Below are 15,923 nucleotides of genomic sequence, written 5' to 3'. Positions count from 1 at the left end.
GCCGTTCAGTGCCCGGAAGCTGCCGGATAAGCCTCGGGGTCGAGGCGGTGCATTTCGGATTCGATCCAGGTCTCGACTTCCAGCATCAACTCTTCAGCGCTGCGGCCTTCGCTCGGAATGGCGCGGCCGATCGAGATGTCCACCACGCCCGGCTTTTTGATGAAAGCGCGTGTGGGCCAGCAGCGCGCAGACGTCACGGCGATCGGGATGACGGGCACGCCCGCGGCAATGGCCAGGCGGGCGCCACCGCTTTTGTACTCGCCCTTTTGACCGCGCGGAATGCGCGTGCCTTCGGGGAACATGATGACCCAAACACCTTCTTGCATCAGGCGGCGGCCTTGTTGCACCACCTTGGCAAAAGCGCGCGAGCGCTGTTTGCGGTCGATGTGGATCATGTCCAGACGACCCATGGCCCACCCAAAAAAGGGCACGCTCAACAGCTCTTTCTTGAACACATAGGCCAGTGGGTGGGGCATGATCGCGGGCATCACAAAGGTCTCCCAGGTCGACTGGTGTTTGACCAGCAAGACCGCCGGGTCCTTGGTGCCCAAAGGCAGATTCTCCATGCCCTGGATGCGGTTTTCAATGCCCAAAATCCGGGTGCCACTGTTCACCGCCAGACGCAGCCAGCCCACACAAATCCAGTACAGGCGGGTGCTGCTGACAAAGTAGGAAATCGCCACCACAAACAAGGCCCATGGGATGACGGTGATGGCCATCCACAGCAGATGAACCAGAGAACGGATGAAATTCATAAAACAGGGTGGCTCAGGCCCGTGGCGTGTTCAAGGCTGCAGCGCCCAACAAATGGTCTGCACAAGCCGCCAGATCGGCGTGCACGCGGGTCGAGGCCGGAAAGCCTGCGGGCAGTGGCTGCCCCAGCAATTCCGGGTGCCGCCCTGTGCACACCAGGTGCGGGATGCAGCCAGACGCTTCGGCAGCCTGCATGTCGCGCAGGCTGTCGCCGATGCAGGGCACGCCTTCGAGCGATACACCATAACGCTCGGCGATCTGGCCAAACAGGCCAGGCCAGGGCTTGCGGCAGCCGCAACCCTCGTCGGGCGTGTGCGGGCAGTAAAAAATCGCATCAATGCGCCCACCCACGGCCGCCAGCGACTTGATCATGTGGGCATGCACGGCGTTGAGCGCGGCCATGTCAAACAGACCACGCCCCAGTCCCGACTGGTTGGTCGCCAGCACCACATGGAAGCCCGCATGGTTCAGGCGGCTGATCGCTTCCAGCGCACCAGGCAGGGGGTGCCACTCTTCGGGCGATTTGACGAACTCGTCACTGGCCCGGTTGATGGTGCCGTCACGGTCCAAGATGACGAGTTTGAGGGGCATGGCCGTTCAGCGATCAGGCCGCCAGACGCGACAAATCGGCCACGCGGTTCATGGCCACATGCAGCGACTTGAGCAGTCCCTGACGGTTCAGGCGCAGGTCCATTTCTTCGGCGTTGACCATCACATCGTCGAAAAAAGCGTCCACCGGGGCGCGCAGCGCGGCCAGGGTTTGCAGGCTGGCGGTGTAGTCGCCCGCCTTGAACTGCGCTTCGGATTCGGGCAGCAGCCTTTGCATCACCGCGTACAAGCCCTTTTCGGCCTCTTCCTGCAGCAGTGCGGGGTTGACGTGGGCATCCACCTCGCCTGCTTTTTTGAGGATGTTGCCGATGCGCTTATTGGCAGCGGCGAGCGAGGGGCTTTCGGGCAAGGCGGCAAAAGCGCGCACGGCCGACAGGAACTGGCTGACCTGGCCCAGACGGGCCGGGCGCTGCGCCATGACGGCGTCGACTTCCTGCGCGCTGAAGCCCTGCTCGCGCAGACTGCCGGCCAGGCGGTCGTAGATGAAGTCAGCGACAAGCTGAGGTGTTTCCAGATTAAACGCCGTCACCGAGCCGGCAACAACTGCACGCTCAGCAAGGGCCGAAGAATGCGCAGCTTCTTCAAAACTTTCGAAGGCGATGCGCAGCAGAACGTCAATGTCTTGCTCTGGCAAGCGCTCCAACAGCATACGGATCACACCCAGTGCGTGGCGGCGCAAGGCGAACGGGTCCTTGTCGCCCGTGGGCACGTTGCCAATGCCGAACATGCCGACCAGGGTTTCGAGCTTGTCGGCCAGCGCCACCACCAGGCCCACCTGGTTGCGGGGCAACTCGTCACCCGCAAAGCGCGGCTTGTAGTGGTCTTCAATCGCCTCGGCCACCTCGGTGGGCAGGCCATCGTGGCGGGCGTAGTAGCCACCCATGATGCCCTGCAGCTCAGGGAACTCGCCGACCATGTCGGTCAGCAAATCGGTCTTGGCCAAGCGTGCGGCCTGCTCGGCTTGCGCGGCCAGGGCGTCGCCGCCCACTTGCTGACCGATCGCACGGGCGATGGCGCAAACACGCGCCATGCGCTCACCTTGCGTGCCCAGCTTGTTGTGGTACACGACTTTGGACAAGCCTTCGACGCGGGATTCGAGGGTCTTTTTGCGGTCCTGGTCAAAGAAGAATTTGGCATCGGCCAGGCGCGGGCGCACCACGCGCTCATTGCCACCGATCACAAACGAAGCGTCTTCGGGCGTGATGTTGCTCACCACCAGGAACCGATTCGTCAGCTTGCCAGAGGCATCGATCAAAGGGAAGTACTTCTGGTTGGCCTTCATCGTGAGGATCAGGCACTCCTGCGGCACATCGAGGAACTCTTTTTCGAACTGGCAGGTCAGCACGTTCGGGCGCTCGACCAGCGCGGTCACTTCGTCGAGCAGGGCCTCGTCCTCGATCGGGCACGCACCACCACCCACCTTGGCCGCAGCTGCATTCAGTTGGCGCACGATCTCGGCGCGACGTTCGGCAAAGCTGGCAATCACCGAGCCATCGCGTTTGAGCACCTCGTCGTATTGGTCAGCGTGCGGCACCACCACCTTGGGCACCTTGGCTTCAAAGCGATGCCCTTGGGTGCTGTTGCCCGCTGTCAGGCCAAGCGCCTTGACCGGCACCACGGTGCTCCCATGCAGGGCGATCAGGCTGTGCGCCGGGCGCACAAAGTTCACGCTGCTCCAGCCGGGCAGTTCGCAGTCGGTCTCCAGCTGGTACTGCATCACTTTCGGAATCGGCAACTTGGCCAATGCTTCATCAAGCGCCCTTTGCAAACCAGCCGCCAAGGTCGCGCCCTTGACCACGCTGTCGTAAAACAGGGCTTCGGCCTTGCCGTCCGGGGCGCGCTTGAGCGCTGCGACGGCCGCAGCCGGGTCGCTCACGTCAGCGCCCAGGGCTTGCAGTTTTTTGAGCAACGCGGGTGTCGCGTTGCCCGCCGCGTCCAGGCCCACGGCCACGGGCATCAGTTTTTGTTGCACGGCCTTGTCGGCGGCCTGCGCCAGCACGCCCGTCACATGGGCGGCCAGGCGGCGGGGCGAGGCGAAGGCCGTCACCAGCGCGTCGGCCGCAGCCAGGCCTTGGGCCTTGAGTTGTTCGGCCAGCACACCCGAAAAAGCAGCCCCCAATTTGTTGAGTGCCTTGGGCGGCAGCTCTTCCACAAACAGTTCAACGAGAAGGTTTTGTGTTGTCATTGTTCTTGTTCCTCTCAGGCGGCCTTCTTGGGCATCTGCGCGACCCACTCGCGCGGGGCCATCGGGAAGCCCAGTCGTTCACGGCTGTCGTAATAGCTCTGGGCCACGCTGCGGGCCAGGTTGCGGATGCGGCCGATGTAGGCGGCGCGCTCGGTCACGCTGATCGCGCCGCGCGCGTCCAACAGGTTGAAAGTGTGCGCGGCTTTGAGCACCTGCTCGTACGCAGGCAAGGCCAGCTGTGCGCCCATCAGGTGCTGGGCTTGCTTTTCGTGCGCACCAAAGGCGGTGAACAAAAACTCGGCATCGCTGTGCTCGAAGTTGTAGGTCGATTGCTCAACCTCGTTTTGTTTGTACACATCCCCGTAGGTCAGGCCATCGGTCCATTGCAGGTTGTAGACGTTGTCCACGCCCTGCAGGTACATGGCCAGGCGCTCCAGGCCGTAGGTGATCTCGCCGGTGATCGGTTTGCAGTCGATGCCGCCGACTTGCTGGAAGTAGGTGAACTGCGTGACTTCCATGCCGTTGAGCCAGACTTCCCAGCCCAAGCCCCACGCGCCGAGCGTGGGGTTTTCCCAATCGTCTTCGACGAAGCGGATGTCGTTTTTCTTCAAGTCAAAGCCCAGCGCTTCGAGCGAGCCCAGATACAGCTCCAGAATGTTGCTGGGCGCAGGCTTCAGGACCACCTGGTACTGGTAGTAGTGCTGCAGGCGGTTGGGGTTTTCGCCGTAGCGGCCGTCCTTGGGGCGGCGGCTCGGCTGCACATAGGCGGCCTTCCACGGCTCGGGGCCGATGGCGCGCAAAAACGTGGCGGTGTGGCTGGTGCCCGCGCCAACTTCCATGTCGTAGGGCTGGAGCAAGGCGCAGCCCTGGGCGTCCCAGTACTGCTGCAGTTTCAAAATGATTTGCTGGAAGGTCAACATGGCCGAAGCGGAGCCAGCTGCGAGCTGGCCAGGGTTGGATGGGCGCAAGCTTTGCGCGAACCCTTGATTTTACGGCCTTTGCCGTCGCCAAAATGCCCAAGCCACCACCACACAGCACAGCGCCCACAAGGGGGCCAAACCCCAGGCACTGGCCCAGCGGGCAAAGGGTGTCAAGCCGTGACGCCCCTCAAACGAGCCCGTCAGGCTGCCCCGGGTGAAGCGGGGCAACTGGTCGGTCACGCGGCCCGTGTGGTCGATGATGGCGGTGGCCCCGGTGTTGGTGGCGCGCAGCATGGGGCGGCCCAGCTCCATGGCCCGCAGCCGCGAGATGCTCAGGTGCTGGTCCACCGCCAGCGTGTCGCCAAACCAGGCGATGTTGCTCACGTTCACCAGGGCCGTCGGCGCGGTGGCCGGGTCTTTGAAACGTATAGCCAACTCCTCGCCAAACAGGTCTTCGTAACAGACATTGGGGGCCAGTCGCTGGCCTTGCCAGGCCAGGGAAGCCTGGTCCCAGCCGCCCGATTTGAAATCGCCCAAGGGGATGTTCATCATGCGGATGAACCATGCAAAACCCGGCGGCATGAACTCGCCAAAGGGCACCAGGTGCGACTTGTCGTAGCGGTAAGGCGCAGCGCCCTGCGGCCCTAGCGCCACCACCGAGTTGCTGTAGCCCTCGTCCAGACTGCCCAAGGGCACGCCCACCAAGGCCACAGGGCGACCCGGCTGCGCAAAATGGGCCTGCAAGCCAGACCAATACCCCTCTGGCAAATGGCGCGGCAGCAGGGGAATGGCGGTCTCGGGGGCCACCACCAAGGGCTGCTGGTTGGCGCGCAGCTGGGCGTCGTACCACTGCAGCGCGTCCCGAATACCGCTGGCCGCGTCAAATTTAACGCTTTGCGAAATATTGGCCTGCAGCAAAGCCACCTGCCCCGCCCCGGCCGAGGTGGTGAAACTGGGCCCCCAGGCCTGCAGCCCCCAGGACACCAGACCCAAACCGAGCAGGGGCTTGAGGGCCCGCAGCCGCCATCCAGACAAGGCCAAGCGCATGGCCAACCAGGCGGCCAAAGCGCCCATGCCGTACACCCCCACCCAAGGCGCCCAAACCGACAGCACACCATCGACGTGCGCATAACCACCTGCGCCCCAGGGGAAACCGGTTAACCAACGACCGCGCATGAGTTCGGCCAAGGTCCACAGGGCCGCAAACAAAACACTGGCGGCGCCCGGTCTGTGCACCAACACACCACGCGCCAGAGCCAGCCAGGCGGCAGATGCGGCGGCGTAATACAGGGCCAGCGCTCCGGCCAAAGCGCATACCGCCAGCGCCGCCAAAGGTGCAGGCAAGCCCCCGACATCGTGCATGGACACATACAGCCACCAGAAACTGCCCGCCAACCAAGTCGTGGCAAACACCCCGCCTGACCAAGCGGCTTGCCGGTAAGGGGCACGAACCGAAGGCGTGTGGCGGGCCATGCGGGCCAGGCCTGCAGCCAGCGCAGCCAAGCTCAGAACCTGGAGCCAACCCTGAGCCTGGCCACTGCCGGGCATGGCAATCGACGCCGCTTGTGCGGCACCAGCCAAAGCGGGCCACATGGTCGACAGACCGCGTGCGCGCTCAGGGCCGACATTCATGCCTGGGTCTCTGGGGCAGCCACCGTGGGCACCGGCGACACCTTGAACCAACGCACAGCGCCAGCACGGGTGTGCAAGACCACAAACTGCAGGCCCGCCAGAAGGTGTTTTTCGCCGCGGCGCGGCACATGGCCCATTTCGTGGGCAATCAGACCGCCGATGGTGTCAAAGTCCGGGCCCTCGGCGTCCTCACGGGCCTCTTGCAGGTCCACGCCGAAAGCTTCACTCACGCGTTCCAAGGACGTGTCGCCACTGACGCGGAAGCTGCGGTCGGGCAAGCCAAAAATATCGCCCTCGTCATCGGCGATGTCGAATTCGTCCTCGATCTCGCCCACGATCTGCTCGAGCACATCTTCGATGGTGATCAAGCCTGCAGTGCGGCCAAATTCATCGATGACGATGGCCAGGTGGTTGCGGTTGTCGCGGAACTGTCGCAGCAAATCGTTCAGGCCCTTGCTCTCCGGCACAAACACGGCTGGGCGCAACAGGGCGCGGATGTTCAATTCAGGGGCACGCTGCAGCTTGAGCAAGTCTTTGGCCAACAAGATGCCGATGATGTTTTCGGTGTCCCCTTCGTAGACCGGGAAGCGCGAGTGCGCGGTTTCGATCACCTGGTGCAACAGGCGGTCAAACGGGTCTTCGATGTTCAGCAAATCCATCCGGGGTGCGGCCACCATCACATCGCCTGCGGTCATGTCGGCCATGCGGATGACGCCTTCGAGCATGAGGCGGCTCTCGGCGTTGATGATGTGGTTGTCCTCGGCCTCGGCCAGTGTTTCGATCAACTCGTCGGTCGAGTCGGGGCCGGGATGGATGAATTCAGCGAGCTTTTGCAGAAAACTGCGCTTGTCTTCGCGTTCAACCGAACGCGCAGGATAAGGGTCGGACACAGTCAGGAAATGCAGGACATGCGGTTGTTGGCAAGCCTCTAGGATAGCGGATTCGGATGACAAACCGCCAAACTAGGGCTTGTGTGAAGTGTGACGTGCATCGCGTACGCCTTGACGGATCTCTTGCACCGTGGTCAGCCACTCGCGGAACTGATGGGCCTGCATTTTCAGCTGGTAATCCAGTTCGGCCATCTGCTCTTGCATCAGTCCACTGAGCTGGCTGTCCAGGTTGGCCTCGGGCAAGGACAGAAAGGCCTCGCTTTCGCTGCCGTCCCGCTGGACCGTGGCCCCGGCGTGGCGGGCAATTTTGAGCATGGCCACGTTTTCACTCAAAGCGTGGATGAAGATCATGCTCACGCCTTCGTTGCGGGCGTGCATCACAGCATGGTTGAAAAGGCGCGCCCCCAGGCCTTTGCCGCGCTGGTGGGACGCGACCGACACCCCAAATTCAGCGCAGGTGGCCCACTGCGGATCCACCGAAAACGCCAAATGCGCCATGGCCACCACCTCCAAGCGGCGATTGAACACGCCAAAAATCTCGTCACGCTCAAAGTTCAAGCCGTCGACATAGCGCGCGATCTGCTCGTCTGTGGCCGGATAACCGAAACGCAAATAGCGGTCCTCCGGCTTCAAGGTCAACAAATGCTTCAGGATGCGCGGCCTGTGTCGTGGAGCCAGGGAACGGATCGGAATCCAGCCATGCCATGAGGACTTCGCCCCTGCACCAGCCGATGCACCCGTGGCGACAGGCGAAACCCAGCGCCGCCAGAGTTGTTGCCAGAATCCAGGAGAGGGGTTGGGCTTTGAGTTCATTCGGATTAGGGGTTTCCCCTTATTCTGCACCCAATGCGCGGGTCTTGCCAGCTGCGGCCATTGGCCATGCCATTTGTCGCGTGTGAGACCCGCGAGGGCTCCACTGAGGAATTGCCCGATCACACTTTCACGCACAGTTGGCCACAATCAAGACATCAAGGAGACCAAACGATGGAACGTATCTGGCTGAAGAATTACCCCCCCGGCGTCCCGCACGACATCGATCCCGATCAATACACCAGCTTGACGGATCTGCTGGAGCGGGCCTTTCGGGAGCACGGCAACAGCCCCTTTTCGGTCTGCATGGACCGCTGGATGAGCTACAAGGAACTGGATGAGCTCTCCACCGCCTTGGGCGCTTGGCTACAAGCCAAGGGCCTGCCTGCGGGCAGTCGCGTGGCCATCATGCTCCCCAATCTGCCCCAGTTTGCCGTGACCATGGCCGCTGTCTTGCGGGCGGGCTACGCCTGTGTCAACGTAAACCCCCTGTACACCGCGCGCGAACTGGAGCACCAGCTCAAGGACTCCGGCGCCTCCAGCATTGTCATTCTGGAAAACTTTGCCGCCACCTTGCAGGATGTGATCGAGCACACCCAGGTGCAGCACGTGGTCGTGGCCTCCATCGGTGACTTGCTGGGCCCTTGGTATGGGCGCTGGATGACTTTTGCCGTCCGCCACTTGGCCAAGATGGTGCCCGAATTCGAGTTGCCACTGACCGGTGGACGAACCGTCACCCCCTTCAAGAAGGCCATCGCACAAGGCCGCCAGCTGAACCTCAAGCCCACGCCCCAAAGCCTGGATGACACGGCGTTTTTGCAATACACCGGTGGCACCACAGGTTTGTCCAAAGGTGCCGTGTTGACCCACCGCAACATCGTCGCCGCCATCCTGCAAGCAGAAGGCTGGTTTGCTCCTGCCTTGGCCAGCATTGGCGACCTGCGCAAAGTCAACAGCATCGCGGCCTTGCCGCTGTACCACATCTTCGCGCTGACGCTGTGCCTGCTGGCCATCCGTCAGGGTTCACACATGACACTCGTGCCCAACCCGCGCGACTTTGGCAAATTCATCGAGGTGCTCAAGCAGCGCCCCTTCCACATGTTGCCCGGGGTGAACACCCTGTTCAACGCGCTGATGCAACACCCGATGTTCAAGACCATCGACTTTTCATCGCTCAAGCTCACCCAGGCTGGCGGCATGGCCGCGTCCGAAGGCACGGCCAAACATTGGCAGGCCGCCACGGGCAGCGCGATGATCGAAGGCTGGGGCATGAGCGAGACCTGCGCCATTGGCACCAACAACCCGGTCACGCAGACCCATTTCAGCGGCAACATCGGCCTGCCGCTGCCGAGCATCGACATCGCCATCAAGGACGATGCGGGCAACAACCTGCCCGTGGGCAACTCTGGCGAAATCTGCATCCGTGGCCCCAACGTGATGACGGGCTATTTCAACCAGCCCGAAGAAAACGCCAAGACCTTCACCGCCGATGGCTTCATGCGCACAGGCGACGTCGGCATCATGGACCAGGAGGGCTTCACTCGGATCGTGGACCGCAAGAAAGACATGATCATTGTGAGCGGCTTCAATGTCTTCCCCAGCGAGTTGGAAAACGTCATCTCGACCTGTCCCGGGGTGGTGGAATGCGCCGTGGTGGGCATTGCAGACACGATGCAAGGTGAAACCATCAAGGTGTTTGTGGTGCGCAACGATCCGCTGCTGACCGAAGAGGCCATCTCACGCTTTTGCCAGGAAAACCTGACCGGCTACAAACGGCCCAAGTACATCGAGTTCCGCGATGAACTGCCTAAATCCAACGTGGGCAAAATCTTGCGCCGTGAATTGCGCAGCCACAAATGAAGCGCCTGCACCCGATCGCATGAACTCCCCCGTCAACTTGCCTGCGGGCGTGACCGTTTTTGAGCGCGGCTGGTTGTCCGCCAACAATGTGCTGCTGTGCGATGAAAACAGTGCCACGCTGGTGGACAGTGGTTACGTCACCCACCAGGCGCAAACGCTGGCCTTGCTTGAACACGCCCTGCAGGGTCGCACACTGGACCAACTGGCCAACACTCACCTGCACAGCGACCACTGCGGTGGCAACCAGGCCCTGCAAGGGCGCTACCCCGCCTTGCAAACCTGGATACCGCCCGGCTCGGCACCGGACGTTCAAGCCTGGCGTGAGGACGCCCTCAGCTACAAACCCACGGGGCAAAATTGCCCGCCCTTCAAATTCTCCGGTTTGCTGCAACCGGGCAGCAGCCACCGCTGGGCCAACATGGAATGGGAAGTCCATGCGGCCCCCGGACACGACCCGCATTCGGTGATTTTGTTCGCACCAGAACACCGCCTGCTGATGTCGGCCGATGCCCTTTGGCAAAACGGCTTCGGCGTGGTGTTCCCCGAACTGGTTGGTGTTGATGCGTTTGACGAAGTCGGCCAGACCCTGGACCTGATCGAGCGGCTCCAACCGGCCATCGTTATCCCGGGGCATGGGGCGGTGTTCACCGAAGTGGCGCCCGCCCTGGCCCTGGCCCGCAGCAAGCTTGAAAGTTTTGCGCGCAACCCCGAACGCCACGCCCGTTATGGCACCAAAGTGCTGCTCAAGTTCAAACTGCTCGAATGGGGACGCATTTCCAAAACCGAGTTCAGCGACTGGGCCCTGCAGGTGCCCTACATGAACGATTTGCACAGCCGCTTCGGCCAAGGTCATGACCTGCACACCTGGCTGGACATGATGTTGGCCGAACTGGAGCGCAGCGGCGCACTGGAAGTGCATGACGGCATCCTGCATGACGCATGAGCCACCGCCTTTAAAACTGTTGGAAATAAAAATATTGACTTATATTTGAATTAGAAATAAAATTCAATGCACAGAAATTGATAAGTCTGCAAACTGCAGATTTTCTTCAAATTTCTGTGCCGGATCGATTGCCATCGAACCCCATGTCCTGTTGAGCTGCAAGACATTCATTTTTCCCACAGCTCTGCGCGGCCCCTGGATGGTTCGCGATTTGATTGACCTTGATTTTTCCCTCTCTGACACCCTCGGGCTCACACGTCACTTTGCCCACGACACGCGCCATCAAGCCGATGTGCAGCTTCACACGACAACAAGCCCACCGCGTCATTGACATGACGCGAACCTGGCTCCAAACCGTGCCCTCACCCCAACAAATGTGCTGACGCCGTCAGGCCACGCACTTTTCCCGGCGGAATCCCTCCAGAAACCGCCATGTCCTGCTTGCAGTGTTTGTTTCAAAAAAACTGCCAGCCACCTCTCTGAAAGGCTCAACCATGAGCAGCAAAATTTACGTGGGCAACCTGCCCTACACCATCGACGACGCCAGCTTGCGTCAAAACTTTTCTGAATTTGGCGGCGTGATGTCGGCCAAGGTCATGATGGACCGCGACACGGGCCGCTCCAAAGGTTTTGCCTTTGTTGAAATGTCCAGCGCTGAAGAAGCCCAAGCCGCCATCACCGGCCTGAACGGCATGTCGGTCAGCGGTCGCTCGATCGTGGTGAACATTTCCAAGCCCAAAGAGCCCAGCACCGGCTATGGCAGCGGTTACCGCGATACACGCAACTGATCTTTCAGCTGCATCTACAAAGCCGCTTTCGAGCGGCTTTTTCTTTGGCGCCAGCGCATTGCATCCAGCTGCCGAATCTTTTTTGCACCGTATTAAGACTGCGTTGGCCAAAGACTGCGCCCAGTGTGTAAAAGAAAGGTTGGGCATGTGCAAAACAGCGCGCACAAAGTAAAACACCACAAGCACTTGCGTACTTGCGGTGTAGAACTGGTGGCCTGGGACGGAATCGAACCATCGACACGCGGATTTTCAATTGCCACGTTAGCCAAAATCCCAGCATTTATGCGGGTTGCAAGCGAAAAGCGTGTTACGTGCTACAAACCGTGTTACAGAAAAATCACAGAATTTTGTGTCACGTTTAGTGTATCAAAATCGCTATTACTTTTCAAGCCTGCTGACTTCAGCACAGTTATAACGACTGGGATTTCCATTGGAGTCACACACGGCAACAATAAGGGCGCCGCTTTGTGTGAACTTGAACCCATTTGATTGAGCGTGAGCGTCTTTGATACCACTTTGAATAGCTATTGCAGATAGGGCGACGGCAATAACAGTCAGCACAACCTTTGTGTAATTGTCAGTTTTCATCATTGGCTCCATTTGTAGGTATGCCCATCTTAGCAAGTTGGCAAGGGTTAGATTAGAAGCGGTGGGGGTAGGGAAAACGGAAAGCGCAAAAAACTGCGCCGCAATTTTTTAGGCTGTAGGCACCCCTTTTTTGCCGTTTGTATATCAAACATACCCTGCCAGCACAGCAACCATTTGTGCATAGCCTCTCGTTCGTCCTCGCCACTTTTTGCAACAGCACTACTTTTCGCTGAAAAACCCGCGTTTTTGGGCTGATTCCGCACTTATGTGGCAATGATGCTCACATGCCAGCCGCTTTTGCTTGAAGGGTACGCATCTGCTCAGCGTGTTTTGCGTCATGCTGGCGCTCCTTCTCTGCGGCAAGTTGCGACTTCTGTCGTGCTACCCCCTGCTTCAATGCTTTGACGCGCGCTTGTTCTGGCGACAGTGGCTTGATGGTGCCTGTAATTTCTACGATTCTCATGCAAATATTTATTGACGACTGCTGAACAACGGACGCCAAACAGCATCAAAGGCAAACAACGCCCTTGCAATCCAAACAGTCGCCCAAATATGGCGATTAATCCCCCCACACCATTAACCGCAGACGGCAAACCAATGCGAAACCTCAAAGAAGAATTCAGCAAAAGTCCGCGTCACTTTGACGCATATCTGAGCTTGGCTGGCGCTCCTTTGCGTGATGCGCTTGCATACATGCAACAGGTACTGGTGCGTGATGACGTAGCCACCACAATTGACACGGCATACGTCCATAACTACCCAGCACTCAAAGTGACTGCCTTCACTGCTGACAACACCGCCACCGTATTCGTAGTCTTTGATTCAATGTATGCCCCTTATGCAGTTGGCATTGAAGGCGGCTATGGGCAGAACAACTTTCAGCTCGCTCAAAATACAGCAGATGCGGCTTCACTTGTGACGTCAAAACTGGAATCGCAAATTCAAAGCTGGTAAGAAAAGGGGGAATAAGCCCCCTTTCTTATTTTTCAAAGCGCTCACGCACAGCGGCACTTGCGGCATCAATCTGCGTATCAAGCTCACCGTTTTCAACGCACTTTTTGACTGTTTCCAGCACAGGCAAAAGCTCGCCCACAGTACCAACGTCAATGCTGTTCTTGCCTTTGGCAAGCTCAAGCACCTTTGTTCCATAACGGATTTGCAAGCAAACACGTCCGTTCTCAGCAACGAACCACCATTGCTTCACAAGCTTAATTGCTTCCACAAGCTTGCGCTCGCCTGTGTACTTGTCTTTGACGCTACGCATACGAGTAGGTGCGTAAACCTTACCTTCACCCAAATTACGAGCCAACTCCATTTGCTCAAAAAGCTGGTTGCTGAGCTTGTTGCGGCGTTGCACGATTGGTGCAACGTTTTGGGGACGCTTTGCGCTAACAAATTTCAAACCATTCAATGCACTCATTTTGACTCCTTATGTTTTGACGAGTGCATTAAATTTAATTTCAGATGTCATAAAGGACAACCAAAACCAGGCTGATTTCACCAAAAAACGCTTTGGTTTTTATACATTACCTTTGGTTCTGCATAAATAAATGCATGAACTACACAGCGCAAAACATTAGTCTATTTTTCAACAAGCATGAAAGCATGGTTACGCACAATTTGGTAGCACATACCAAATTTCGTCCTTACTTAGCAACCAAGTCAAAAATTGATGCAATGGCTGAGGAAGCCAAACGAAATTTGCGCTATGCACTCAATATTTTCTCCAAATCACTTTATCCAAATCAATCAAATTTAATTGTCCGCAAACCTGAAATTTATCGCCCATTGTCTTTAGTGACAATTGAGAACATCAAAGAGACAACAGATGCAGAACAGACAATTCACTTCAACATATCTTTAGGTAATTTACCAAAGAATCTTAATACGACACAAATTGAAATTCTCTTTAGGCATGCATGGCACGTCAAAGCTAAACAAAGCAATGACATTTATCTGACACACAAGAACGACTACCCAGCCAATCCACAGCAGTGGTTTGATTACATTGTTAAAGACGCAAGCAAATGTGGAAAGTTAGCTTGGGATACCAACGGCACATGGGATGTGCTGAACACATGGATTCCCAGCAACGCAATCAATACAGACTAAAGTTAGTTTGATTGTCAATCTGCGACGACTGCTGGTGCATAGGGCACCAGTAGTGTGTAACTGTTGACAATTTTTAATTGAACTACTTTTTTATTGCAAACTTCTTTAATTGATTGACTGTGCAGTCAACAGCGAAACTCTTAAAAGAATATTCTTCTTTTTTACAAACATCAAAGTGCTCAACATAGGCTTGCTTGAATTTGCTATTTGATACATTGGATTCTTTTGCACCACGCCTGAACATCAATTCATCATAGATATGCTCAGTACCAAATATTCCCCAATTTTTTATCTCCTTCTCGCTTAAACGTCTCAGCGCCCAATTAGGAGTGAAATTTATTGCCTCAGCAAGCAGGACACTTCCACCCATTTCAGCTATATATTGGTTTGACTCCTTTGTAAGTTCCCCAATTGAGCGTGCCACTGACTCCTCTGTTAGTTCTTCTTTGAACAATGTCAAGCGATGCAACAAGACATTGCCATAAATCATTCTATGAATACCGCTGATTGCCAAATAAATGCAAGCACTAACGCAATCTACTTTAGGTGCAACAAATGTATTGAGATTACTATTTCTAATCAGTCGCCCCATATCTTTGGCTACTGATGGCTCTCCCCCATACACATCTAGCTGAATTGCGTTCATATGCAATTTCAGCTTACGTTTTTCAACGTCAGCAAGTAATGACTCAAATTTCTTCAAATCTTCTTTCAGTACAGATTTTGAGATTTTTATTGTGTAGTCGCTTGAGTTGTTGACTTGCTGAAGATGCACATCAGCACTTGCAACAGAAGATGCAAGCAACAGCGGCACTAAGATTTTTTGGGAATTCATGTCGTTTTGTGCTGTTCTATACCAAGTATACAAATACCAAAAGCCAACCCTACAGCAAGCTAAATACGTTGCAAGTACAGCTGGGTAGCTGGCACCGTTAAAAACAGCTTGTAGGGCTTGCTATGCACTTCGTAGCAAAAGAGCCACACGCAAAACAAAGGAAATACATAAATGCTTTGGTTATCGCGTATCTCATTGAATTTATACAACTTTTTTCAAAGGCAAAAAGAGGTTGTCCAAACAAAACAAAGAAAACATACTTTTATGCACGTAAACGCAACATTTAAGGAAAAATCAATGGCTCAAGCCCGTGTGCTCACTGAACGTGAACTTCGCAAAGTTTTGAACTTCTGCAACACACAGCCCCATGCATCACGCAATCGCACAATGCTGTTGTGCACACACATGGCTGGCATGCGTGTAGGGGAAGTTGCGGCGCTACGTATCTGCGATGTACTTGCGGCAGATGGTGCAATCAAGGAAGAAATTTCGCTGTCTGCCACCCAAACAAAGGGCAACAGGGCTCGCACAGTATTAGTGCCCAAAAAACTACGGGATGAACTGCACCAATACTTGCAACAGCGCTTTGGGCTTGCGAGCTTGCAGGCTGTAACGCAAACGGATACGCTACGTGCGCTCTTCCCAACGCAGAAGAACCCTCAGCGCGGATTCACAGCAAACACCCTATGCCAGCTTTTCCACAAGCTCTATAAAGACTCACAAATGACTGGAGCTACTTCGCATAGTGGGCGCCGCACGTTCATTACGAAGCTTGCAGACAAAGGCGTTGGGGTGCGGGTGTTGATGGCACTTGCTGGACATAAAAGCATTGCAACTACACAACGCTACATAGAGCTCAACCCTACAGTGATGAATCGCCCCGGATTTTGAGGAGGCTCCACACTTTGAGAAGATGGAGCCATGAGCAAGAAATCAAACCGTTTTTCACCCGAGGTGCGCGAACGCGCTGTCCGCATGGTGCTCGAACACCGAGGCGA

At 56.8% G+C, this 15,923-nt stretch carries 17 protein-coding genes; 6 read left to right on the top strand and 11 right to left on the bottom strand.

What is annotated here, in order from left to right; all coding sequences use genetic code 11:
- Positions 1-5 precede the first annotated feature (5 nt).
- The 7 genes from B9Z34_RS12660 to B9Z34_RS12630 all read right to left on the bottom strand — a co-directional run bounded on the left by B9Z34_RS12660 (position 6) and on the right by B9Z34_RS12630 (position 7,802).
- Positions 6-755 carry a 1-acyl-sn-glycerol-3-phosphate acyltransferase gene (locus tag B9Z34_RS12660; protein ID WP_108428488.1) on the bottom strand — a complete coding sequence of 250 codons (750 nt, stop codon included), beginning with the start codon at positions 753-755 and terminating at the stop codon, positions 6-8.
- A gap of 13 nt (positions 756-768) precedes the next feature.
- The gene (gene gmhB / locus B9Z34_RS12655; protein WP_108428487.1) at positions 769-1,344 is read right to left on the bottom strand and encodes a D-glycero-beta-D-manno-heptose 1,7-bisphosphate 7-phosphatase; all 576 of its coding nucleotides are present in this window, start codon (positions 1,342-1,344) and stop codon (positions 769-771) included.
- A gap of 13 nt (positions 1,345-1,357) precedes the next feature.
- Positions 1,358-3,547 carry a glycine--tRNA ligase subunit beta gene (gene glyS, locus B9Z34_RS12650; protein WP_108428486.1) on the bottom strand — a complete coding sequence of 730 codons (2,190 nt, stop codon included), beginning with the start codon at positions 3,545-3,547 and terminating at the stop codon, positions 1,358-1,360.
- Positions 3,548-3,561: 14 nt separating this feature from the next.
- Positions 3,562-4,467: a glycine--tRNA ligase subunit alpha gene (gene glyQ / locus B9Z34_RS12645; protein ID WP_108428485.1), complete on the bottom strand. Its 906-nt coding sequence runs from the start codon at positions 4,465-4,467 to the stop codon at positions 3,562-3,564.
- Between the two features lie 69 nt (positions 4,468-4,536).
- The gene (gene lnt / locus B9Z34_RS12640; protein ID WP_108428484.1) at positions 4,537-6,099 is read right to left on the bottom strand and encodes an apolipoprotein N-acyltransferase; all 1,563 of its coding nucleotides are present in this window, start codon (positions 6,097-6,099) and stop codon (positions 4,537-4,539) included.
- The gene (locus B9Z34_RS12635) at positions 6,096-6,989 is read right to left on the bottom strand and encodes an HlyC/CorC family transporter (RefSeq protein ID WP_108428483.1); all 894 of its coding nucleotides are present in this window, start codon (positions 6,987-6,989) and stop codon (positions 6,096-6,098) included. The genes lnt and B9Z34_RS12635 overlap by 4 nt, the downstream gene beginning before the upstream one ends.
- 72 nt (positions 6,990-7,061) lie before the next feature.
- Complete coding sequence (locus B9Z34_RS12630) at positions 7,062-7,802, bottom strand: GNAT family N-acetyltransferase (protein WP_108428482.1); 741 nt, start codon at positions 7,800-7,802, stop codon at positions 7,062-7,064.
- Between the two features lie 171 nt (positions 7,803-7,973).
- Between B9Z34_RS12630 and B9Z34_RS12625 the strand changes: the two genes are divergently transcribed.
- From B9Z34_RS12625 to B9Z34_RS12615, 3 genes are all read left to right on the top strand, one after another.
- A complete protein-coding gene (locus B9Z34_RS12625) occupies positions 7,974-9,659 on the top strand; it encodes an AMP-binding protein (RefSeq protein ID WP_108428481.1) in 1,686 nt (561 codons plus the stop codon).
- A gap of 19 nt (positions 9,660-9,678) precedes the next feature.
- Positions 9,679-10,602, top strand: coding sequence for an MBL fold metallo-hydrolase (locus B9Z34_RS12620; protein WP_108428480.1), 924 nt, complete (start codon positions 9,679-9,681; stop codon positions 10,600-10,602).
- Between the two features lie 479 nt (positions 10,603-11,081).
- Positions 11,082-11,390 carry an RNA-binding protein gene (locus B9Z34_RS12615; RefSeq protein ID WP_255417462.1) on the top strand — a complete coding sequence of 103 codons (309 nt, stop codon included), beginning with the start codon at positions 11,082-11,084 and terminating at the stop codon, positions 11,388-11,390.
- Between the two features lie 378 nt (positions 11,391-11,768).
- On the opposite strand, the gene B9Z34_RS14520 is transcribed toward B9Z34_RS12615, so the two are convergent.
- Both B9Z34_RS14520 and B9Z34_RS12610 read right to left on the bottom strand, forming a co-directional pair.
- Positions 11,769-11,978: a hypothetical protein gene (locus tag B9Z34_RS14520; protein WP_146179663.1), complete on the bottom strand. Its 210-nt coding sequence runs from the start codon at positions 11,976-11,978 to the stop codon at positions 11,769-11,771.
- 280 nt (positions 11,979-12,258) lie between these two features.
- Positions 12,259-12,441, bottom strand: coding sequence for a hypothetical protein (locus B9Z34_RS12610; RefSeq protein WP_108428479.1), 183 nt, complete (start codon positions 12,439-12,441; stop codon positions 12,259-12,261).
- 89 nt (positions 12,442-12,530) lie between these two features.
- Here B9Z34_RS12610 and B9Z34_RS14515 point away from each other — a divergent pair, with 89 nt between their 5' ends.
- Positions 12,531-12,932 carry a hypothetical protein gene (locus B9Z34_RS14515; RefSeq protein ID WP_233249597.1) on the top strand — a complete coding sequence of 134 codons (402 nt, stop codon included), beginning with the start codon at positions 12,531-12,533 and terminating at the stop codon, positions 12,930-12,932.
- 25 nt (positions 12,933-12,957) lie between these two features.
- Here the strand turns inward: B9Z34_RS14515 and B9Z34_RS12600 are convergent, their stop codons facing one another.
- The gene (locus B9Z34_RS12600) at positions 12,958-13,398 is read right to left on the bottom strand and encodes a DUF6641 family protein (RefSeq protein WP_108428477.1); all 441 of its coding nucleotides are present in this window, start codon (positions 13,396-13,398) and stop codon (positions 12,958-12,960) included.
- 134 nt (positions 13,399-13,532) lie between these two features.
- Between B9Z34_RS12600 and B9Z34_RS14510 the strand changes: the two genes are divergently transcribed.
- Positions 13,533-14,090 (top strand): hypothetical protein, encoded by a 558-nt coding sequence (locus B9Z34_RS14510; protein ID WP_146179661.1) that lies wholly within the window; start codon positions 13,533-13,535, stop codon positions 14,088-14,090.
- A gap of 82 nt (positions 14,091-14,172) precedes the next feature.
- Here the strand turns inward: B9Z34_RS14510 and B9Z34_RS14505 are convergent, their stop codons facing one another.
- Positions 14,173-14,925, bottom strand: coding sequence for a hypothetical protein (locus B9Z34_RS14505; RefSeq protein ID WP_146179660.1), 753 nt, complete (start codon positions 14,923-14,925; stop codon positions 14,173-14,175).
- A gap of 297 nt (positions 14,926-15,222) precedes the next feature.
- Between B9Z34_RS14505 and B9Z34_RS12590 the strand changes: the two genes are divergently transcribed.
- Positions 15,223-15,816, top strand: a complete 594-nt coding sequence (locus B9Z34_RS12590; protein WP_108428475.1) for a site-specific integrase — start codon at positions 15,223-15,225, stop codon at positions 15,814-15,816.
- The last annotated feature ends 107 nt before the right edge of the window (positions 15,817-15,923 follow it).

This window comes from Limnohabitans sp. Hippo3 (assembly GCF_003063665.1).
Taxonomy (GTDB): Bacteria; Pseudomonadota; Gammaproteobacteria; order Burkholderiales; family Burkholderiaceae_C; genus Limnohabitans_A.
Note: the sequence above shows the minus strand (reverse complement) of the source record. Positions and strands in the feature narration are given on the sequence as shown.